We start from the raw sequence: 22,652 nt of genomic DNA, 5'->3' as shown, positions 1-22,652 counted from the left end.
CGTCGGTTATCAATTAAAAAATCGGGAATTCGACGATGTCTCCATTTTCATCACGTAATGGGGCATCCGGGTGCGCTTGGTTATAGGTATTCAACCATTCCAAACATTTATTGTATATATAATACCATCGATCTGAAACAGCCATAACATCATCATATGTCGTGATACCCGTAGCATCTATGATGATCTGATGCTTGGCTGTACTATACTCTCCTAGACAGAAATATAATGCTGCATACGGGAAATCGTCCCAAGCTGCTGGTTTGGTGAGTTGTGATGTCCAACGTAAGGTAAAACGTGGACCAGAGGTGGGCTGACCTACAATCTCTAATTTCGGTCCTGGGATGAAATTTTCATTAACACTCACATCCATTACCAGGGTTGCGCTGGCGGATTCAGTACGTGCACTGCGTTTAATCCTAATAGGGACGATGGCCGAAAGAGAATTTGCCGGTATAATGAAGTTTTTTTCAATTTCGTATTCGTCCGATTGTGCATCTGAAAGCTGCGAATTTACAGAAAGTACAAATTGTCTATCCTGATCTACCGGCGCGCCAATAGCACGCATGTGCAACTTGATAAGGGTGTCTGTTACATCCGAATTTAAAACTCCAAAGGAAAAAACCAGAGAATCTCCCACAGCACCTTGTTTAGCATCTCCACTGATACTTAAGGCTGTAGCTCCATTAAAAAATGGATCCTGTTCATTTTTTTTACATCCAAAGAAGATGAATAGTGATAGGAAAAATGAACTAATTATTAATTTACATCTATACATGATAAAGAAGTATTAAAATATCAATAATAGGACTAACGTCCATATTCAACTTCACTGAGCGGAAGAGGAAGTGTATAATGATTTATATCATAACTACCTGTAAATCCTGGAACAAGGGTTTTATTCAACCGTTTGTTATAAAAGAACAGTTGCCCCTCCGAAGCCATTTCTTTACGATACTCCATTGCTATTTCAGAAGCGATCTGTTCGGGCGTGAGTGTTGGCGCTAGACGCCTGCTAACACCGCGCGCAATTCTTACTTTTTCTAAATATGCAACTGCCTTCGCATTGTCTATACCTATCAACGATTCAGCAGCTATATAATACAATTCGGGAATGCGTATCAGCGGCATTCTATTGGCGTAACTGGGGTTCGTCTGTGTGGTCTGATATAATTTACCCAGATAGATATTGTTCAACACTAACCTAATCAAATAGGATCTACGGATATCTGCTGCAGACTCTGCTGGAGGATAAATAGCATCTAAAGTGCCCTGTGTGATGGCTAGAGGCCGATCATTATAGGCTTGATCCGTAATATAGCCTTCAATATTATCCAGCTTTTTATTCTGTAACAATCCGAAAATGTATTCGGTCGTAAACGTTCGATCTATATTATTGGCTGTGCCTGTAAGTTGACTATTCTGAACCCAGGGAAATTTATCGACAACCTGAATGCCCCGCTCTGCTGCGCGGAGTGCGCCTGCTTTATCTCCATTCCATAAACGTACCCTGGCTTCTAGTGCTTGGACTGCGTAGTAGTTAAAACGTAATTTCCTATTAGTGAGATAACCGTTGTCATCATCTACCGTGACCGATCTTCCTGTCACTAATGGGTCGTCCTTCAGTAATGTACTGGCTTGCTCCAAATCACCTAGTATTAAAGAGATAACATCAGAATAACTTGCACGTGGTGTTACTTGGTTTTTATAGATAGTTACGTATGGAATAGTCTTATTCTGCTCACCACCTACCCCTAATGAAGGCGCAAAAAGACGTAACATGTCAAAATGGATAAATGCACGTAAACCCAATGCTTCACCTTTAATGATATTGTAATTGTCTCCTTGGAAGATATTCTTATCGGCTTCTTCTAACTTCTGCAGCAGTAAATTAAGGTTTGTAATTGCATTGTAGCTATTGCCCCAAATATTATCAACCAAAGTACGTACAGCGACATCAGTATAGTTTCCCTTTTCAGCTCGCTGGTAGGTCTGGTCCAATGCTGGCTCTAATGATAGATCATAATATTGACCAAGCACATCGACCAACCCAAAATTGATCTCTCGCCCGTACAATGCTGGATCTCCCATTTTGATATATACACCTGCTAACAATTCTTTAAATCCTGATTCTTTGGAAAAGAAAACATCTTCTTCTACTTGAGTCTGAGGCTTTACATCAATCCATTTGGTACATGAAAAAAGTACAAATGGAGTAAACAGTAGGAAAATAAGACGTCTATATGTATTATTTTTTTTCATAATTTTATTTACTAAAACATGGCCTGAAGGGTGAATGAATAAGCACGTGCAAAAGGATATGCCGTACCGCGCTCTATACGCATGGATGATGCCACAAACACGTTATTACTGTTTAATCCAACGCGGAGACGACTTAAACCGATAGCCCGCACGGAATGTAAGCGATCAAGCTCATAAGACAAACCGATCGAGGTCATCGTGAGCTCATTGAGCTTTTCGACAAATCGTGTCGTGGGCTGGGTCTGCTCTGTATTGGCAATATCTTTAAAAAAGGTAACATCACCTGGAGAACGCCAACGATCCAATAACACACGTCGATCGACATTCTGCAATACATTGGCATTCTCCACTTTATCAACGAGGGTCTGATTATACATTTTGCCTCCAAAACGATACCCCAAACCTACATTAAACTGCCAGCCCTGTAAACGTAAATCCAATCCTATATTGCCATAGTACTTCGGCAAACTATTACCTGCCGCAATCTGATCCGATGCTGACCAAACATATGTCTGTGCACCGTCTTTAGTAAGATACAACTCTCTACCTGTAGAGGGATCGATACCTAAAGATTGTACAGCCCAAATAGTATTTAGGGATTGTCCTTCGACATAGCGCACGACAGGTATATTGCTTATCCCTTCATCCTGCTTTTCATTGAATGTTTCCAACCCATTGGATATTTCAACCAATGTGTTTTTGTTATTGGCAAAAGTGACATACATATTTAAATAATTACCATTCTGAACGTTACGATAAATACGTTGATTTACTCTTGCTTCAAGTCCGGTATTCTTTACTTTCCCCAAATTGGCCTTATAAGAGTTAAATCCCGCAGACGGAGGAAGACTTACATCAGACAGAAGACCATCGGTATCGCTTTGATAATAATCAACAGTCATTGACGTACGTTCTTGGAAGAGCTTCACATCCAGGCCTATATTTAGATCCTTCTTTCTCTGCCAACGCAAATCTGGATTGGCCAACGCGATTACAAACGCGCCATTATTAACTAAATATGAATTGTCTTGATAATAATTAAATGTTGTGAGACTCAGAAAGGAGTTAAAATTTTGAGAGCCCGTGTATCCCAGTGATCCACGTAATTTCAACTCATCAAACAAATCTAATTTCTTCACAAAATCTTCTTTATGGAGATTCCATCCTAAACCTGTAGACCAAAATTTTCCGACACGCTCGTTTGCTCCAAACTGAGATGAGGCTGTAAGGCGATAGGAAAAGTCAGCAAGAAAACGATCATCAAAGGAATAGTTGGCGGAAACAAATCCGCCCATATCCCGAACAAGACTCTCGCTACCGGTTAGTTTTGACCCTTCTTGATATTGCAATCCTAGTGAAGGAAAGTTTAGATTTTCATTCATGAATCCTTCTACAATATAACCTAGATTCGTATTACTATTACTACTGAGATCCCAGCCGGCATTCCCGGTTATGTAATGCCTTCCTAACTGTTTGAGATAACTGACATTGATATTGCCAAGAAGATCCAACAATTTACCATTTCCTTTTGCATAACTTCCTTTTCGTGTTGCTTCTGTATAATTAGCAAAGTCGGTATGATCTGCAGGCAAAAATCGGTCACTTTCGTTCGTCTGCTTGGTTATACTGAATCGCCCATTCACACGTAAATCTTGCATCACACGCCAGTCGACACTAAAGTTGTTCGTGATATCTGTATACTGGGTAAAATCTTTGGTTCCGATCTGTCCATTCCAAAGTGGATTATATACCCTTATGCTTTCTGTTGAAGAGCCAAGTTCTCCCGGATAAGAATTAGCAATTTTCTGCAATTGCCCGCGATTATCGAAAGGCGTGACATAAGGATTTAACTTTGCAAAGTTTGAAAACTCTCCATAGGGTGAATTTGTGGATTTGTTTTGATTGATAGTAAGCAAATTATTAAACCCAAAATTCTTGTAGCGATAACTTAATGTGATAGCACCTCCTCCTACTGTCCTCCCTGAACCTTTCATAGCACCGGTTACTTTATTATACAGGAGATCTACTCCATACTGAAAATAGTCATCTCCGCCGTCCAATCGAATTGAGTGACGCTGTCCGACACCATTCTGAACAGGTTGGGCAAGCCAATCGGTATCCACACCACGCTCTACAGCGTGAAGATTTTCATTGTAGGTTTTTGATAAACGTAACTGCTGTATTGGATCTGTAGCAGTATAAACTCCAGCTAAGCGCTCTACCTCCAATTTCTCTCTCGCATTGACCAAGTTATAACTACTTAAATCTGGGGCTTCTAATGTAATGTTATTATTGTAAGAGATGTTAAGTTTTCCTTGCTTAGGCTTGAGTGTCTCTATGACGACAACACCATTTGCAGCACGCGAACCATATATCGCTTTGGAAGCCGCATCCTTCAACACTGTGATGCGGCTCACTCGATATATATCGAGGTCTACTACTTTTTGTAAAGTGGTCTCGAAACCATCCAAAATAAATAGAGGTAGATTTGGGTTGGTCCGGTATTCTCCAGACAAATCAGGAAGGCCAGTCTGGCCTCTCAATTGTATATCAGGTAATTGATTTGGATCTGACCCTGCAGCAAAATTGGGCATTAACTGAAAGGACGGGTCCAAGTTGCTGAGACTCTTAATCACATTCTGATTTCCAACTTTCAGAATTTCTTCTTGGGTGAATGAAGATGTCGCACCCGTAAAACTTTCTTTTTTGCGAGAGAAGATACCATTCACAACAACTTCCTCAATATCCTTCGCTTTGGAAATAAGTATAATAGCAATACTGCTTTTATCGCCAATTTTCACTTCATAATCTTCATATCCGACATAGGTAAATCTAAGTACAGGACTATCTCCTTCAATTACTAAAGTAAAAAAACCTTGGGTATCAGTGACTGTGTTGCTATCCTGCCCTTTTACGTCTTTGAGCTGAACAGAGACTCCTGTCAAAGGCTTCTTATCTTCATCAGTAACATAGCCATGCACCACCCGCCCTTGCTGACTTTGTCTTTTAGCACTGACAGATATCAGGTTCTTACCGAAAGACTGGAATGTGAGGCCCTCCCTGGTTAGGGTCTCAGTTAACACTTCTTGGATGGATCTACTAAGGTCACCGTTAAAAACAACGATATGATCACTGATACTTTTATCATAAACGAAACGATAACTTGTTTCCTGTTCAATCTTTTTCAGCAACTGTTCTACTGTAACCCGCTGCCCCACCGTCTGGCTTTGAAGGGTTGAGGCCAAAACGTCACTAGGTATACCTATTGAGACAAAATAAGCCAAAGCAAATTGAACCAATGCCTTTTTAGCAAATATTCTATGCATGTAATCAATAATTAAGGTAAGTATATATTTATAAGTTAGTTTTAAGTGTATTTTTAGTAAATGACTATTTTATTCCCCTCTTTTTTGGTCTTGAAGGTCTTGACAAATTTTAGGGATTCTAAAATATTATCTAAAGAGTCGTCTTCGAAAGTTGCTGTAAACTGGTATTCTAGTATCTCTGTCAAACGTACATCAAACTTAACGTCAAATGCACGCTCAAGATCTTTTAAGATGGTCTCGCCTTTGGCATTTTGGAATACAAGACGTTTTTGCATCCAGGCTACTTCTCCAATAATTGTATTACTGGTCTCAATGATAGGAACCATATTCTTCACCTTACTTTCAGATAAAAGTTGATTTCTGTCCAAAACAAATTTTTGTAATGGTTTTAACAGAAACTGTCTTTTATGTGTCGTCTTATCTAAAATCTCGAGAGAACCGCTAATCAAACTCGTTTCTGAAACCTCACCGACATAGTTTTTGAGATTAAAGGTAGTACCTAACACACGTATGTTATAACTGACTCCCTCAATAACAAAGGGGTGAAGTGGATCGTGTTTTACATCGAAATATCCCTCACCAACCAACTTGACAGTCCTATTAGCCTGACCATATTCTTTATCGTAAACAAGCTGACTACCTGCGTTAAGGATTACCTTGGTCCCATCTGGTAATATAATGATTCGCCTTTCCTTATTCATCGTCTGCTGCTTGACCAAATCAGTGATATCCGAGGATAAAGAGACAACCTCATTGGATCTGAGGGAAGGAAAGTCAAATTTTAATAAGAGAGCTCCTAATCCCAGAAAAACAAGTAAACAGGCGGCAGCTGCATATCTCCAATAGGAATAACTTTTGACTGAAGGGAGCTCGACCGACTCTTTTAACGCAAAACGAATTTCAGCTTTACGTTGATAGTCAACCTTGAGATGACTTCCCTCATTTAGAGAGGAATAATAGTTTTCTAATAGAGATAGTTCTTCTATAGTAATAATTCCTATCTCATATTTTTCAATGAGTTCTATCAGCTTTTGTGAATCCACGGTTTATGATTTTTTAACATTAGTATAACATAGGGTAGAAAATCCCCTACTCCAATGTGAACTTATTTTAAAATAAATCTGTTCGTGTTATAATGGAAAGAAAAAGACGCTACAGACGCTTACAAAAAGCAAGTACTATTCTGAGAAGAAAAGTATGAAGATAACTCTAGCTGAAATATTTAGAATCTTGACAGCCTTAGTAATATGGTTTTCTACGGTTTTTGTGCTAATCCCAAGCTTATCAGCTATTTCTTTGTGTGATAACCTGTCTATGCGGCTCAATATAAATACTTCTTTACATTTTCCGGGCAATTCATCTAACTTGAAATAAAGAAATTTAAGAGCTTCCTTATTCTCTAGCAGTTGATGTGGTGTGAGCTCGCTTGTCTGTTGCAAATGTTCGCCAAAACGGACCAACCCTTCATCCCTATTTAATGTTGCCTTTATCTGTTGAAACACTTTATATTTGACAATGGTGTGCAAGTAAGTGCTCAGAGAATGGGTAAGAACAAGCTTAGCCCGCTTCTCCCAGATATAGCTAAAGGTATCCTGCAATAAGTCCTCAATAATAAATTTATCATAAAGACCTTTTGAAGCATAAAAAAACAGCTTATCGTAATAGCGGTCATAAATTTCTAACAGGGCCTGCTGGCTACCATCCCGTAGCTCGGCTAAAAGGTTCAGGTCAGACTTTATGCTCTTTTCTCTACTCACAGACAGAAAGATTTATAAGTTATGATGCCGACAAAGATAAAGCAAGATATTTCTAATCCAAAAAATTAATATCTAACAATATTGTGGGTAACATAACTCATTCTAAATTCTGAGGTATTATGTTTTCATTGTAACTATATCTCTACGCCGATACAAAGGAGGCGCAATTTAATCTACTGCGCCTCCTTTACCATAGCTATCAATTTATTGCTAATCAACTTTTCTTAGCGTATTCAATCATTGCAGCCAACTCGCTGACAGCCTTTTCTTCATCGGCCGAAAACCCCGATGTATTGAACCTTATCTGTCCATAGGGATCAATAATTATCTTGGTCGGAATACCTTTTACACCATAGGCTTTTGCTACAGCAGATTCTGTCGTTGCTGGATCACGAAGGTCCATCAATACTTCAAAGCTGTAGTTATTGTCAATCACATATTTTTTTGCCCCCACGGTAGGGTCACCTGAACCTTTTTCCCAGGTATGCAAAAACAAGAAACGAACATCTACATCATCTTTGTATTTGTTTACTGCCTTTTGCATGGCAGGAAAAGAAGCCTTGCAAGGACCGCACCATGTCGCCCAAAAGTCCAATACAACGACTTTACCTTTTAAATCTCCCAACTTTACGATATTACCGTCAACATCCCTAAGTTGAAAATCAGGAGCTTTCTGAGAAATAGCTTTTTTCATAAGTTCTTTACTCTCATGAGTCTGCTTAGCATCAGTCAATGAACCGAGATAAGTATCAATCCCTTCTATAGATCCGTTCTTAGCTATGTACCCTTTTCTCAAATGCTCTTCTATTCCCCTTCCTGATGTTGCTTTAATGTATGCCTCTTCAAGCAAAGGTAATGCATCCCCGTACCTTTCATTGGCTAATAGTGCATTCAGATAAGCACTCTCAAGACTTAGAAAGATACTATTCTCTTTATTCTCCTGTGTTAACATCTCATGCCTCACAGCTGCCACAATCTGTAGAGCCTCTTCTTTTCTTCCTGTAGACAGTAATGCTTCCACATAATTGGCAAGCATTACATAATAAGTCTGCTCGCCTCTAGCCCGGCGTTGCTGGCGGATATCTTCAGTAGCACCTTCTTCAGGCTTAGAAAGCGAAATACGATAATAGTCCAATCCATCAGCAAACAGAGGAACTGCTGCTTCGGGTTTGGAATGCATTAATGAGGGCGCTAACCCCGCCATTATACTTCTTTTATCAATTTTATTCCCATACTGATCTGTAACCTTACTGCCGTAAAAATCTGCATATGCATTCATTTTTGGGAGATTTCCCTCTGCGGCATAAGCCATAGCCATGCTGTAAGCATCAAAACCGACCGGTGCATCTGGATTATCTCTCAGCAAAGATTGAAATTTCGCGTCCTTGTCCGCAAGATCCGTTATCTGTCGAATCATCTCTATCTTCGACTGTAGAGCCAGTTGACCATTGGGAAATACTTTAACGATCTGTTCATTGAGTAGGTTGACTTTCTCTTCATTCCCTATTTTGCTGTAGTAAGCATAGGCTAGCATTTTATCCTCTTCAGTCTTACTTTTCTCCAATTTTTTCAATGAGGATAAAACTGCCTTTTCATCTTTCGTTTCCAAGAGTACAGTGAGGCGCGAACGTCTATCAGTCTCATTTCTTTCTTGTGCTTCCGCTATTAAAAGTAGGACTAATAAGCCAATTGTAAGTGTTATTCTTTTCATTGATGTATATCTGATGAATTACTATCTTCTTTTTATTAGGAAGGATTTCTATAACTGATATTCGTTATCTGACCAAAACCATTAAATATTTTTTCCTTCCGTGTATTGTCTGTATTTCCAAAATCATCGAGATACAGATATACGACCCTTCCTTGAGTCCCATTATTTACGGCAACCGCGAGCATATAATCGGCGTCATCTCCATCCCGGAGCATCTGCACATCTACAATATCTCCGGCATCTTTGAGCGTGTAAATATGTTCCACTGCGCCATTTGCACCCGAAATTTTATAAATTTTATTTTTCGAACTGTAATATGCCCGAGCTGAATTGGTTGCACCGGCGAATGCCGTCATTTGCTCAATCTCCTCAGCATTCTTCAAACTATAAAATTCTCCCTGTCCAATATTTGTATAAAACTTGTAGAGATATACATAGTAGGCATTGCCTTCATCTCTCATCAATCCTATAAAATCATGAGCTCCCCATGGACCTCCAATAGTATAATCCGCAGCGACCATAGTCTTTCCAACGGCATCAAGTTTGTACATACCTGCCTGAGAAGTGGGGTACGTCAATTCACGTGTATTATAGGATGCAGATACAAATCGCTTATGCTTATTATCGTAGAAATAAGCAAAGGAAAAATTATCCCTAAATACATAAGGGAATAATTCGTAATCTCCTTCGAAACGATCTGAAAATTTCCCAAAATTGGTATTACCGGCAAAACCAGGACCATTTGCTGCATATAAATTACCATTATGTACAAGATATTGATCCATGTTATAATAATTGGTTCCATAACCAGGTTTGGATAGAAATTGTTTCTGATCGTAAAAGTATTCATTGTTTTCTGAGATCTGCAACATTGTCTCAGGATCAAAAACACGGAGTCCATCAACCGTAAAATAGAGTAGTTGTTTAAAACCGGATCCAAATATATCCAATATCACTCCCGACTTCACATAGGTTAACTTACTGTTATAGGATGTTTGATTAATTTCATCCAGAGGCTGTAAGAATACCCTATCATCCATAGTCCGTATAAACGATAGCTGCCCTTTACTCCCTATGTTATTTCCCACGAGCCAGCCTTCAGGAAATGCCCCGGTAACCCGTAAACTATATAAAGGACTGATTGACTTCACGCCTGTAGCAACATCTTTTACCGAAAAAACAAAACCATAGTTGCTTCCAGATGGAAAATCTATACTGACATGCAGATCCTTTGCTGTGGATAATATGGTTTCCTTTCCGTTGTCGAATAGTTTCCATTCGTATTCATACTGCTTATCCACTTCTAAACCGTTTACATCAGGTGAGATTGTTAGGGTATCTTTTTGTGCAATGGTGAATGAATTATTAGGTAATGCACCGATTCCTATTTCGGGTATAGGTTTATAGGAAATCTTCTCATCCTCTTTACACCCTGTAATGACCATCACCCATAAGAAAAACAATATATTTAAATTCCGTTTCATAATTTTCGATTAAAAAGTCACTCTTTGATTATTTTCGTCATATAGGGGGCCATTTTTAGCTTCATAGTCGACCAGCGCCGTTCGGAGTCGCAATCTTAGATTGAGGCGTTCTGCTGTTGACAGAGCGGCAAAATCAAACTCTGCTCCATAAACAGAAAGCATAAATTGAAATTTCGCTACAGAAAAAGCTCCTACATAGTTTTCCAATGCCGACCAATATCCTGGTTTAGACAGATAATCATTGAAATGTATAGTATAGGTCTCTATGCTATACGTTTTTCCTATTTCCTGCCCCAATGCTCCTCTCTCAAAATAAGAGTTTGGCTTAACCGATAATTTAATAGTTTTGGTAGTCGATTTCAGGCTTTCATTTCTCAATAGCACTACCGGGTAGCGTGCGGTGTCGCTCCCTGCTTTGAAAACAAACTCAGGCAAGACAAAATCTGTTCCGAGAAGAGCAGTCGTCCCCTCTACTGCCTTCATCTCAACGATTCTATCTTCTGCACTCCGTTTTCCTTGAACCCTGATTGTCACCCAAATCGTATCTTTAGTGACCGCAGGCAAATAATAAGCAAATGAAAAACTCGTACTATCGGCTTCATATTGGCCTTTATAAATACTCATTGCATCATTGCTCTGGAAAAACATGATCTCATCTTGCTTGCATCCCAACAGTGAGATCAGACAGACAAATAGTATACAATATCTTCTCATTTTCTTAATAATTAGGGTTAAATTCTAATTCATCCTGTGGCACCGGTAGCACATAAAATTTGGGGTCAAACACGAGGTTGGCAGGAGTAAAAGGAACCGTGTTCCGGTTTAAACGCTTATAGTAAAAGAACAGTTGTCCTTCAGCATACATCTCTTTTTGATATTCCTTTGTTATCTCATTCTGAATAAAATTCCGGTCTAAATTATTAGCATTCGAAGGTAATGCTAATACTGTCCTTGCCAACCTCACTGTATTCAATACATCCAGAGCCTCCTGTGCTGTAGGAGCAGTTTCTGCAATAATATACCTCATCTCACTCATGCGTACCACAGGCACGGTTTGATCTAGACGCAGACTGTCTATAGTTGTTGTGGATGTTTGCCAGAATTTGGACGGAAATTTAAACCCTTGATTATCTTCAAACAGATTTCGATAACGAATATCATCTTGTCCTACAGTATTATATTCATATATATTACGTAAATCGGCATCTGGCCTTGTCAACCGATAATCGATACTTGCCCGGAAAGTAAAATACTGATCTTCGGCCCAGGTTTTTAACTCTCGATTCCGTATAGCAAATATCAGCTCCTGTCTAAACAATCGGTCTTTGGTACCTGCAGCAGCAGCTACGCTGCTCTTGCTTACAAAAGGAAACTTTCCGGAGTCTACGACTTCCTTAGCAGCTTTGTAGGCATCGGATGTATTCCCTGCATAAAGATAAATTCTTGCCTGTATACCTTTTACAGCGTAATAATTCATCTTATACCTTCGATCCAATGTATTGTTTATTATAGGGTCTGATTTGATCAATAAACTTTCGGCCTTATTAAGATCTTCTAAGGCAAAGGTCAATACCTGTTCTACTGTCGAGGGCTTGACAGAATAATGATCAACGGCAGTTTTATAGGGAATAGCAGTTGTATTTGCTCCCTGAGAATAAGAAGGTGCAAACATACGCAATAATTCAAAGTGTAAAAATGCCCTAAGCGCAAAAGCCTCACCTAAAACCTGCTGATAAACCTCTTCTGTCAGTATCCTTTTATTTAAGTCTGCAAACTTGATGATGTTATTTGCAGCCGCAATACCATTATATCCTGCACTCCAGATCTGCTTGGTATAAGCCAAAACCTGTTCTGAGCTATAATCATAATTGCGTGTAGGGACAAAAAGAGGTGTCGTACCCGTCCCCGATGTATTGTAATTCTGTGCTAATGCGGAAACAAACCCCATGGAAAGGTTATCTCCATAAAGTGCTCTGCTAGCAATTGTGGAATATACTCCGGTCAATGCCTGCCTAAACCCGGTCTCAGAAGAAAACATTTCTTCTTCAGGGATACTGGACTTTGGAGCTACGTCCAAGTACTTATTACAACCTGACAATGCCAATACCGAAATGGCAACGTATATTATTGATGTAAATTTATATTGCATTACTCTTCCTCCTTTTGTTAAATACCCACTCGGACCGACAGCGCGAAAGTCCGTGCAAATGGATTACTTGTTCCTCTTTCGATCTCAATAGAACTAAATCTTATCAGGTCATTGGTCAATGCCGTAAGCTGGAAACTCCGAAGACCAATTCGCTTTACCCAATCCTGGCGGTAAAAATTATATCCTAATGAGAGTGTGCTTAATGTCAAAGTGTTATTATTTTGGACAAACCGTGAAGTAAGTCGAGTAGGTTCAGTATCAAGTCCTATCCTTGTGAATTGACTGATATTTCCTGGACCAGTCCATCCTAAGTCGTATGCCCTTCTATCCACGTTGACATTAGGTTTTACAGATTCAACATTATCTATGAGTGTCTGATTGTATAACTGTCCGCCAAATTGATAGTTGAACAAAATTCCTAGTTCAAATCCTTTGTGATTAAGATTTGTTCCGAAGTTGCCGTTCCATTTTGGGATGCTCACTCCGTAGGCAACTTTGTCTGCCGCATTCCATTCATAAGTTTTCTGACCATCTTTTGTAAGGAATATCTCGGATCCAGTCGCAGGATCCACTCCAAGCGAACGTACTACATATATGGCATCCATCGAATTTCCTTCTTGCAAAAGGATATTAGGGACAGTCTGTGCCTGGTTGTTTTCATTCAGACGATCATTGGAAGCTTTGAGGGCATTAGACAATTCTTTGAGTACATTCTTATTCGTAAATCCATTAACATATAGCGTCCATATAGTACCTGTCCCTTTATTTTCTAATGCTTTGTAGCGTACAGAATATTCAAATCCCTTATTTTCTACCTTTCCTAAATTTTCTGAATATCCCGTAAAACCTGTGGACGGGGCCAATGTAATCTGAGTGATTGCATCGTCCGTGATATCTCTATATGCATCCAAACGTATATCTAATCTTTCATTGAATAGGATCGCATCTATCCCAAAATTCAGCTTATAGACATTTTGCCAACTAAGCAATGGATTTCCTAGGTTCCCTATATTCGCTCCCAATTCATTGTAGTAGCCACTGCTTACGCCAAAATTATATCTCGTTTGAGCCGAATAGGCCGGTATGTTTAAGGATCCTGTAGTTCCATAGCTCCCACGTAGCTTTAGCCGGTTCACAAGACCATTTTGTTTGAAAAAACGCTCGTTATGAATATTCCATCCCAAACCCGTAGACCAAAATGTACCGAAACGCTTGTCTGTTCCATATTGAGATGATCCATCACGCTTAATAGAAAGATCGACTAAAAATCGACTATCGTAACTGTAATTACCACTGTATAGCATGCCTATACGTCTCACGGTACTTTCATCCCCTGTAGGTCTTCCATTTTCCTGGTATTGATTTGCAAACAGAAGATTATCCAGCCTATCGTAAGGGAATCCCTCGGCCAAAATCTGCGTATAGCTATTGGTACTGCTAGATAGATTGAGTGACCCCGTAGAAAACCATTGATGCTTTCCACGCTTAAAATTATAATTTAAGTTAGTTACACTCTCATATGATGATGATTCATCATTTCTGTCTGTGTAGGAACCTTTTCTATTAATATCTGTAGTTTCTTCAAACCGGCTATCATCCGCTGAGTAAAACTGGTCTGTACCTCCACTCTGCCTCGATAAGCCCAGATTCGATTCTATATATAATGAAGGAGTGATATTGTAACGGATTTGAAAATTATTGGTAAACCCAATATATTTCGTTTGATTTACAGAATTTAAGATAGCATTATACATTGGGTTGGTCGTCTTGTACGGCAAGCCCACTATTGTATAATTTTCTAAATAACGTTGTACATTACCATCAGCCCCATAGGGTGTCCAATAGGGATTCATCTTTAAATAAGCGCTAAAATTACCGTAAGGAGACTCATTTGCTAAGTTTTGGTAAACTCGTATAGAATTTTTGAATTGTAGCTTACTCACTAGGTAGGTTAAATCAAACTGACCTGAATAGTTTTTACGATCCTGGCCTTTCATCACACCTTGCTGTAAATCAGCTGAGGCCAACATCCCGTATCGGATATGCTGATCGCCCCCCTGCAGATTTACAGAAGTTCGATTGTTATAGCCAACTTGGGTAGGGATTTTTTTCCAATCGGTATCAATACCGCGTTGAACATTCTTCCAACGTTCATTGTACAAATTATCTAATCTATATTTATTTTGATCAAAGTCAGATGAGTATACACCAACACGTTGCTCAAAGTCTAGCTTTTCTACTGCATTTAAATAATTGTATACAGATAAATCTGGAGCGGATATTCGAAAATCATTGTTCAATGTCACCTGGATTTTCCCGGGCTTAGGCGCAATCGTATTGACAACCATTACCCCATTTGCACCTCGCGAACCATAGATGGCTGTCGCAGAAGCATCTTTCAATATCGTAATGCTAGCAATCATATTCATATCCAGATCTACGATCCTTTGTAGATTAACCTCGAAGCCATCTAGTATAAAAAGTGGTTGATTTGGATTAGAGGATAATTCTCCAGCTAGGTTGGGTAGTGAATTCTGCCCTCTCAACTGTATATCAGGAAGTTGGTTTATATTTCCTCCCATAACATTATTTGGCATAATACGGAAAGACGGTTCTATCGCCGAGATTCCAGCAAAAATATTATTAGTCGATATTTTCTTGAGCTCCTCGCCTGATATGGTTCTGGCTGCGCCAGTAAAATTCTCGGCTTTCCGTTCAAAGATCCCCGTCACGACAACCTCATCGATATCTTCGGATTTTCCAGTCAGATGAATGATGTAGTTCGAAGCAGAAGATATCGGCAGTATTCTCTTTTGAAAGCCGAGAGAAATCAGTTCTAGCTGCCGGGCATACTCAGGGACTTGTATACCAAACTTACCTTCTTCATCGGTACGTACACGAATACCTTTGACAGGAAAAGAAACAGTCACTCCGGGCATTGGCTTTCCGGTCTCTCCATGTAAAACTACTCCTGTAATCTTCCTTAGCTGGGCTTTTTGCTCATCCATAAGGATGATGCTATTATTTTTATAGACATAGACTACTCCTGTCTGGACATTAAAGTATTTGTCCAATACCTGATCGAGTTCGTCATTTTTGAAATTTGCATCGATTTTTCGTGAAAAATCAAATTTAGAGGTCAGGGATACGAAATCGAATCCCGTCTGCTTACGAAGTTCTGTAAGGAGCTCATCCAAAGATATATTCTTTCTCTGGATAGTCACCTTAGACTCTTGTCCGAAGACAACGGTCGTAAGTATCAAGCTACACATTAACAATACGCAGCACTTGAACATGCGGTTCTGAAAAAATTGCTTCATAAATATTTAAGAAAAGACTGGTTAGTGTCCTTAAATTGTGGTTTAAAAATTTCTTAGTCTCGTTGACATTTGCATTATAGCTCTGGTATTAATCGCTCAAAACAACCTCCTTTCCTTGGTATTCGTATTTAATATCATAGGTCTGCGCTAGCATTTCCAACACTTGTTCTAAACTCTTTTCCCTAGAGATCTGAGCCAGTAACTTTTTAGATTTAGTTGTTTTTCTATATTGAATTTTCACACCATACCAACGTTCCAATTCTATAGCCACTTCTTCTAAGGGTGTATTTTTGAAATAGAACAAATTGTTTCTCCAGGCAGACGCGCCTTCCATATCAGCATTCGTAATCGCGTACGTCTGCCCAACAGCAATCTGTTTTAATGGTTGTAGCGGTATCGGGATTCTATCCAGACCGGACAACTGTATTGCTCCTTCAAATAGCGTAGTAACACTTTGTTTATCATTTGGAAAAGCTCTGATATTAAACTGTGTGCCCAATACCTGAACCATATGTGCTTTTTTCTCCCGATTTCCTCGTACATGTACATTGAATTTTCTATTCTGCGACTTGGCGACATCAAAATATGCCTCACCTGTCAAATAGAGATCCATCTGCTCATTTTGCACATTGATTGGATACTTAAGCTCTGTTCCTGAGTTTAGTGAAACCTTTGTGCCGTCAATCAATGTCACTGAAAGACGCTTTCCGTACGGAATCCTTACGATATGATATATCGGATTTTGAGGAGCTATCTGTGATAAGCTGTCCTTAACTGTATATGTTATTTGATTGTCCGAATGCAGAACATTGATGTATTTTTCGGCATTTATATAGTCTGGAACATCTCCTTCTGGCAGATTGACCCTCCTATCTTCAGAAAGCACCAACTGTATCTCTTTAGCAAATTCATCTGAAATAGTAAGCGGGTTTTGTTTCTTTAAAACATCACTTACTTCTTGTACCAATTTTAGCTCGGTAACCGCTGGAGGTAAAGAATCTCTAAAAAAGTATAAAGGAAGAGCTAAAAACAGAAGAATAGCAGCTGCATACTTTAAAAATGGTAATATCCTCTTATAGATTGGGATAGATTTGATTGATATATCTTCTTGGATTCGCTGTTCGATCTGATTATGAATCCGATCGAACAACATAGACATAGCTTGCTCTTCTTCCTCTGGGGACATACCATCTGTGTACAATGGCGCTTCTTGAAATGAATCGTACCACAGATCAAGATACCGCAACTCGGCTTCTGATGCTTCGTGGCGACTCGCTTTGTCTAAGAGGGTCAAGATATATTGTTCGTCTGATTTACTTGCTGCCATATACATAGTATACGGAACAAAAACACGGAGGTTCTACTCCATCCGACACAAAAACTACAAATCACTGTATTACAGTTAAATAATTTTAAAAATCAGGATTGTGAAAAAACAAAAAGGCAAACGATGAGAATATCTAGATGCTGATCTTGGAAATCTTCTTTTAGTATTTTTAATGCTTTATTGATGTGCTTTTTTACTGTGCTGATAGAAATCCCTGTTCGGTCCGAGATTTCCTGATGAGATAGGTGTTCGAATCTACTCATTAAAAAAACTTCTCTGCATTTTTCAGGCAGCTTATCTGTGGAGGATTTTATTTTGTCTCTCAGTTCTTTGTACTCTAATGCTTCATCGGGCTGAGCAGGGGAAGGCTCTTCATTATTAGCCTCAGCAATCTGGAGCTGTTCTTGCGACTTTTGTGCACGGAAGGCATCGATAATCCGGTTTTTAATCGCCAACCGGATATAAGCCTCTAATGAAGACTTGAGCTGAATGGATGCTCTACGAATAAATAAACTGACAAATACCTCCTGAACTACCTCTTCTGCCATTTCCTTTGACTTCAGACGTTGAAAAGCGGTATTGATTGACATTCTCCAGAAACGTTTATAGATTTCATTAAAAGCCAAGTGATTACCTTCTTTAAGATAGTCTATCAATTGTTGATCATCTAATATGGAATAATCTTGTATCATGTGATATCACAAATTCTTTAACGCGTATTAGTTGGCTAGATTCCTACCGTACTGGGAGAATAAACTTTAATCTATCGTAATAAATAGCCAACAAATATAGAATAGAAATCTAAATAAACGATATCGTAGCCTCAAAAAAAAGAAATCAGGTCAAAAAGTGCCTACTTAAAAATATGGAATAAACTTAAGATCTACGATGCAAAATTTTATAACTATTGATGGCATTACCGAAAAGTGTATTTTTATATTTATTCAATATTTGAAATCCAGGAAGGCTTCGAATGCACCAATAAAACTATATAAATCCAATATTTTTGTCTGCCTTAAACTAAAAATAATAAATCACGAAACTGAATGATAAACTGGCGCTACGTATCCTGGCGACCGGTTGGAACAGCTGATCATCCTGATATAGACGGGTGCTTTTCGGCTTATCGGCCTGGGGAAGAAGAAACTCCTGTGGAAAGCGCTCCTGTTGCTGTCGGAGGATAAGAGCGCAGTACTGGAGAACTATTACGATGAGATGAAACGGATCGGATTTAGGGTGTTGAAATTTTCTGACAGAATTCCTTTTTCAAATTCAATGGCTTCTTAGCCGTGGCAAGATATTAAATTCAGCATTTATAACACATGAATACCAACATACTGATTTTAAGCAGCATGCTGGTATTTTAGCCGAACATTTCACTTATACCTGAAAGACTAATGAGTACAAAACTATTAATCAGCCGACCATAGTTTAATTGCTCCTTTCATACATCCACTGTTGCTTGTCGTTACTTTTTAAGTGATAATCAAACCACTGTTTAATTTTTAGCGACAAATCCTTTTGATTTGCATCTGCACTCAACACATGTCCTTCTTTAGGGTACATTAGAAGGTTTACGGGTTTGCCCAAATCTTTCAAGGCCAAAAACATCGAAACACTCTGGTGCCAGTCTACATGATAGTCTTCCCTACCTGTCCACAGCAACAGCGGTGTTTGTACCTTTTCCGCGTGAAGTATGGGCGAGTTGGCAAGATATGATTGCTTTGCCTTAAAAAAGCCTTGACCAATACGGAAGCTCTCCTCATAATATCTCCAAAACTCAGGTTTTCTTCTTTCCCAGTTTACCGAAAAATACCAGTTGACGATATCGGCAATTCCTGCGCCCGAAACGGCTGCCTTGAACATGTCTGTAGCGGTGACTATGTAATTGGTTTCGTAACCACCGAACGAATGCCCGATGATCCCCATATTGTTGCGATCAATGGATACCTTATCCTCCAGTTGATTTAAAGCTTCCGTTATGCAATTAAGCATCGAACCGCCCGGATCTCCGTAAGTATAATAGATATCTGGCTCTATCACGATATAGCCCTCACCAACGTAGTCGTGGTAATTAAAACCTATCATACTTTGTGCAAAAGGTGATGTATATTCGTTTTGAACTGTAAGCTTTTGTTCGTACACATCTACAATTACCGGGTATTTTTTTGCAGGATCATATCCCTTCGGTAACCGGACTATTGCTCCTATTTCCTGCCCCAAACCGTTCTTCCAACTGTAATATTTTACGGCGTGCCGCGTTGAAATACTGTCGTGCTTATTGCTTATATACAGCAGTCCCGTATCTCCAGTCACTATATCAACATACCATAACTCGGGTGCTGATTGTGCGCTTTCCCTCACAAAGGTTATGATACGTTGAGATCTTCTAAGCTGAGCGTACTTAAAGTTACCCTTTACCAGTTCACGAACCTTATAATCTGCACCTGCATAGGCAATGCCTTCTGTACTGTGATCCAGAGAATGCCAGCGCAATACGCTGTCTTTATAGTCACCGGTTTTACTTATTTTACCCGGTATGGGGCCGTCATATATGGTATTTCCGTTGCATTCGTCCATATACCAGGTGCGGTCTGTTGTAGCTGCAATACTATCAGCTGATGATTTACCGTCGAAACTGTAATACAGGATGTTATTACCAACGGGAACCGTTATGCTTTTTTGTCCGTCTGTAAATATGCCTGACCCCTTCCGTTGAAAGCGTTCAAAATAAGAGGTTTTATGTACTGCAACCATATCGGCTTCACTGCCGAGTTTTTTGTGTGTGCTTTTGTTTTCATCATACAGATACCAGTTATTCCTATTAAAATAAACCGCATACGGTTTATCGGGAATAAGGTAAATTGTTTTTGACCCCTCTGTAAGTTCAGCCAGCTTTTCGGCTTTTTTATAGTCGCTGTCGATTCTGTAAAATGTTTTGGTCGGGATGAACTTTGTAAGATCGTCATTGATGCGGTAGGCATATATGCTTTTTGAAAAAGGGTGAACCAGGAACTGCATTGCAGGAAAGCATTCTGCGAGGTTTAACACCGTACCGTTTTGCAGATCCGCAACCACAAAGGATACGACAGCAGGTTCATCCGGTCCCAAATAATCACTGTTTCCCTCCCACACCTCTATTTCATGTGCCCTATCCGGTGCCCTGCCCACCGCAGAAAATGCGATATTTTTGTTACCAAGTAAAGAAACCTGCATACGGGAGATATCAATTTTCGTATTAAAAACCTTTTTGTAATCTGCTACCGTAAGCACGTAGGTGATTTTATTTTTCGATTGTTTAAAAACATCGAGATTTTCAGCATCGGCAGCAATTAAATAAAAGAAACTGCCGTCTTTATTCCAAAGAACGTGCTTTACCCGCGTACCGTTATCCAAGTTCCCCAAATGTCGGGTACCACCTGTGCGGCTATCCATATTCAGAACCTCACCCGAAGCTTTCACTACTAAAACAGTGTTACCATTTGGCGAAACTTCATAGAACTGAACATCCTCAAACTTCACTTCGTGCTCGGTATCGGGTTTTAGGAGTACCAATCCATTAGCATTGTTCAGATACAAAAGCTTCTGCTGATTTTGCAGCCAACTGTAAGACAATACACCGTCTATTTGCTGTGTGTTAAAATCATTCAATGACACTTTGACCAACTGTCTTTTATTGTTCATTCCGAAAAAGTACTCATCGGTCAACTCGGTTTTAGTACCCATACCTTCAAAAGTCAGAGACCTGTTTGAAGCTACTTCCTTCAGCATCAGATCGGGTTTTCCATCTTTGACACTTAAAAAAGTTACGTACCTGCCGTCTGGGCTTACCTTATCGTTTGCGATATGTTCTACCCTTGCTTGCTTCTCCTGTGCCACAGCCAGATTTGGAAGCACCGTACAAAAGAAAAGTATTTTAAATAACATCTTCATATACCTTAGATTAGTAGCCTGGATTCTGCGGAAGCAGACGCGGATTTAACAACAATTCGTTTTCCGGTAGTGGCAACAAGTTGAAATACGATTTCCAACCAGGTTTTGAAGCTGCCAGCATATCCAGTTTTCCCGTGCGTTTAAGATCAAAATACCGATGCCCGAACTCACAGAACAATTCCTTACGACGTTCTTGCAATATAACATAAATCGCTGTAATGATGTCAGTTGCGCCAACAAGCGGCAACCCGCAACGTTCACGTAGTTTATTAAGGTACCATTCAAAATCGCTGTTGTTACCCAAATGTGCAGAAGCTTCTGCCATGATCAGGTACATTTCTTCAACGCGCAATAGCACAGAATATTCCTGCGATGCCGATGTAGCCGTACGCTGACGGTATTTGTAGGCGCGGTAGTTTTCCGTGCTGCCATTCACCTTGTTCATCCAAGCAACGCCCCTTAGGTCGTCTGGTTCAAAAGAATTTACCAATTCCATTGACAGCCTTGACTGTGGAGCCGGTATCACGGTAAAAATATACTCGGTACCTTCCAACGTATTCCTACCAGGATTGTCGGGTTTAAACTGCCAGACGGCACTTTTACTGTCTTTTAAAAATACTTTTTCCAGCGGTTCCATTTCGTAAGCGGGATCATCGATTACTTTTTCCGCATACTGCGCCGCCAGCTTCCACTGCTGCAAATACAGATACATTCTCGACAGAAACGCCTGTACCACCCGCTGGTTGATCCGCACCCTTTCTACCGACGGATACTCGGGCGAAAGCAGCTGTTCCGCCTCCTTCAAATCGGCCACCGCCTTTTCCATTACCGCTGTAACCTGCATTTTTTCAATACTTTTGTTTATATTGTAATCGGTAGCGGTTACATAAGGCACACTACCAAAGGTCTGCGTAAGGTAAAAATGCAATATGCCGCGTATTGCCAGCGCTTCGCCTCGGAGTTGCTTATTTACTCCAGTAGATACGCCCGAACTCTCTCGCAGACCTTCCAGTACGGAGTTTACACCATACAGCTGTTTATAAGTGTGATTCCATACATCCTTAATACCGTTATTGCCTGCCAAGACCGCCCCTTCGTAGAAAAGGCGGTGGTTGCTTGACTGCGGATTGACTACTTCCAGTTCATCCGCCAGGCAGCCCAGATAGTACCCCATGCCGAAACGGTTGCCCGAAAAGAACCCATTGGCACGCATCTGTGTATAGACATGTGTTAGTGCGGATACCGCCATGCGGTCGTCGTTAAACACCTTTGGTGAACCAATCTGTTCTTTAGGTTCGCCCACTTCCAGGTAATCCTCGCAGCCTGTTAAAAGCAGTGCCGAAAAAAGAAAACCAAATATAATTGTTCGTTTTTTCATGATCG

Annotated in this window: 15 protein-coding genes; 1 reads left to right on the top strand and 14 read right to left on the bottom strand. The window is 39.8% G+C overall.

Annotated features, from left to right (window positions below; genetic code table 11):
• Nucleotides 1-13: 13 nt before the first annotated feature.
• The 12 genes from CLV99_RS03095 to CLV99_RS03040 all read right to left on the bottom strand — a co-directional run bounded on the left by CLV99_RS03095 (nucleotide 14) and on the right by CLV99_RS03040 (nucleotide 18,028).
• On the bottom strand, nucleotides 14-778 hold the full coding sequence (locus tag CLV99_RS03095) for a DUF4843 domain-containing protein (RefSeq protein WP_133583021.1): 765 nt from the start codon (nucleotides 776-778) through the stop codon (nucleotides 14-16).
• A gap of 32 nt (nucleotides 779-810) precedes the next feature.
• On the bottom strand, nucleotides 811-2,262 hold the full coding sequence (locus tag CLV99_RS03090) for a RagB/SusD family nutrient uptake outer membrane protein (RefSeq protein ID WP_133583020.1): 1,452 nt from the start codon (nucleotides 2,260-2,262) through the stop codon (nucleotides 811-813).
• An 11-nt stretch (nucleotides 2,263-2,273) separates the two neighbouring features.
• On the bottom strand, nucleotides 2,274-5,588 hold the full coding sequence (locus CLV99_RS03085) for a SusC/RagA family TonB-linked outer membrane protein (RefSeq protein WP_133583019.1): 3,315 nt from the start codon (nucleotides 5,586-5,588) through the stop codon (nucleotides 2,274-2,276).
• Nucleotides 5,589-5,641: 53 nt separating this feature from the next.
• On the bottom strand, nucleotides 5,642-6,631 hold the full coding sequence (locus CLV99_RS03080) for a FecR family protein (RefSeq protein ID WP_133583018.1): 990 nt from the start codon (nucleotides 6,629-6,631) through the stop codon (nucleotides 5,642-5,644).
• Between the two features lie 135 nt (nucleotides 6,632-6,766).
• The gene (locus CLV99_RS03075) at nucleotides 6,767-7,345 is read right to left on the bottom strand and encodes an RNA polymerase sigma-70 factor (protein WP_162849995.1); all 579 of its coding nucleotides are present in this window, start codon (nucleotides 7,343-7,345) and stop codon (nucleotides 6,767-6,769) included.
• Nucleotides 7,346-7,559: 214 nt separating this feature from the next.
• Entirely contained in the window at nucleotides 7,560-9,056 is a 1,497-nt protein-coding gene (locus CLV99_RS03070; protein ID WP_133583016.1) for a TlpA family protein disulfide reductase, read from the bottom strand.
• A 35-nt stretch (nucleotides 9,057-9,091) separates the two neighbouring features.
• A complete protein-coding gene (locus tag CLV99_RS03065; RefSeq protein WP_021070505.1) occupies nucleotides 9,092-10,540 on the bottom strand; it encodes a PKD-like family lipoprotein in 1,449 nt (482 codons plus the stop codon).
• A gap of 9 nt (nucleotides 10,541-10,549) precedes the next feature.
• Nucleotides 10,550-11,254 carry a DUF4843 domain-containing protein gene (locus CLV99_RS03060; RefSeq protein WP_133583015.1) on the bottom strand — a complete coding sequence of 235 codons (705 nt, stop codon included), beginning with the start codon at nucleotides 11,252-11,254 and terminating at the stop codon, nucleotides 10,550-10,552.
• Between the two features lie 4 nt (nucleotides 11,255-11,258).
• The gene (locus tag CLV99_RS03055) at nucleotides 11,259-12,689 is read right to left on the bottom strand and encodes a RagB/SusD family nutrient uptake outer membrane protein (RefSeq protein WP_133583014.1); all 1,431 of its coding nucleotides are present in this window, start codon (nucleotides 12,687-12,689) and stop codon (nucleotides 11,259-11,261) included.
• A gap of 17 nt (nucleotides 12,690-12,706) precedes the next feature.
• Nucleotides 12,707-16,009: a SusC/RagA family TonB-linked outer membrane protein gene (locus CLV99_RS03050; protein WP_133583013.1), complete on the bottom strand. Its 3,303-nt coding sequence runs from the start codon at nucleotides 16,007-16,009 to the stop codon at nucleotides 12,707-12,709.
• A gap of 88 nt (nucleotides 16,010-16,097) precedes the next feature.
• Nucleotides 16,098-17,336, bottom strand: coding sequence for a FecR family protein (locus CLV99_RS03045; RefSeq protein WP_162849994.1), 1,239 nt, complete (start codon nucleotides 17,334-17,336; stop codon nucleotides 16,098-16,100).
• A gap of 92 nt (nucleotides 17,337-17,428) precedes the next feature.
• Nucleotides 17,429-18,028: an RNA polymerase sigma factor gene (locus tag CLV99_RS03040; RefSeq protein WP_133583011.1), complete on the bottom strand. Its 600-nt coding sequence runs from the start codon at nucleotides 18,026-18,028 to the stop codon at nucleotides 17,429-17,431.
• A gap of 354 nt (nucleotides 18,029-18,382) precedes the next feature.
• Between CLV99_RS03040 and CLV99_RS23115 the strand changes: the two genes are divergently transcribed.
• Nucleotides 18,383-18,520 carry a hypothetical protein gene (locus CLV99_RS23115; RefSeq protein ID WP_162849993.1) on the top strand — a complete coding sequence of 46 codons (138 nt, stop codon included), beginning with the start codon at nucleotides 18,383-18,385 and terminating at the stop codon, nucleotides 18,518-18,520.
• Nucleotides 18,521-18,767: 247 nt separating this feature from the next.
• Here CLV99_RS23115 and CLV99_RS03035 read toward each other — a convergent pair whose 3' ends face one another.
• On the bottom strand, nucleotides 18,768-21,269 hold the full coding sequence (locus tag CLV99_RS03035) for an alpha/beta hydrolase family protein (RefSeq protein WP_133583010.1): 2,502 nt from the start codon (nucleotides 21,267-21,269) through the stop codon (nucleotides 18,768-18,770).
• A gap of 10 nt (nucleotides 21,270-21,279) precedes the next feature.
• On the bottom strand, nucleotides 21,280-22,647 hold the full coding sequence (locus CLV99_RS03030; protein WP_133583009.1) for a RagB/SusD family nutrient uptake outer membrane protein: 1,368 nt from the start codon (nucleotides 22,645-22,647) through the stop codon (nucleotides 21,280-21,282).
• Nucleotides 22,648-22,652: the final 5 nt, after the last annotated feature.

It is taken from the genome of Sphingobacterium yanglingense (genome assembly GCF_004363245.1).
GTDB classification, from domain to species: Bacteria; Bacteroidota; Bacteroidia; order Sphingobacteriales; family Sphingobacteriaceae; genus Sphingobacterium; species Sphingobacterium yanglingense.
The sequence above is the reverse complement of the archived record's forward strand: the minus strand, read 5'-3'. Positions and strand labels throughout refer to the sequence as shown.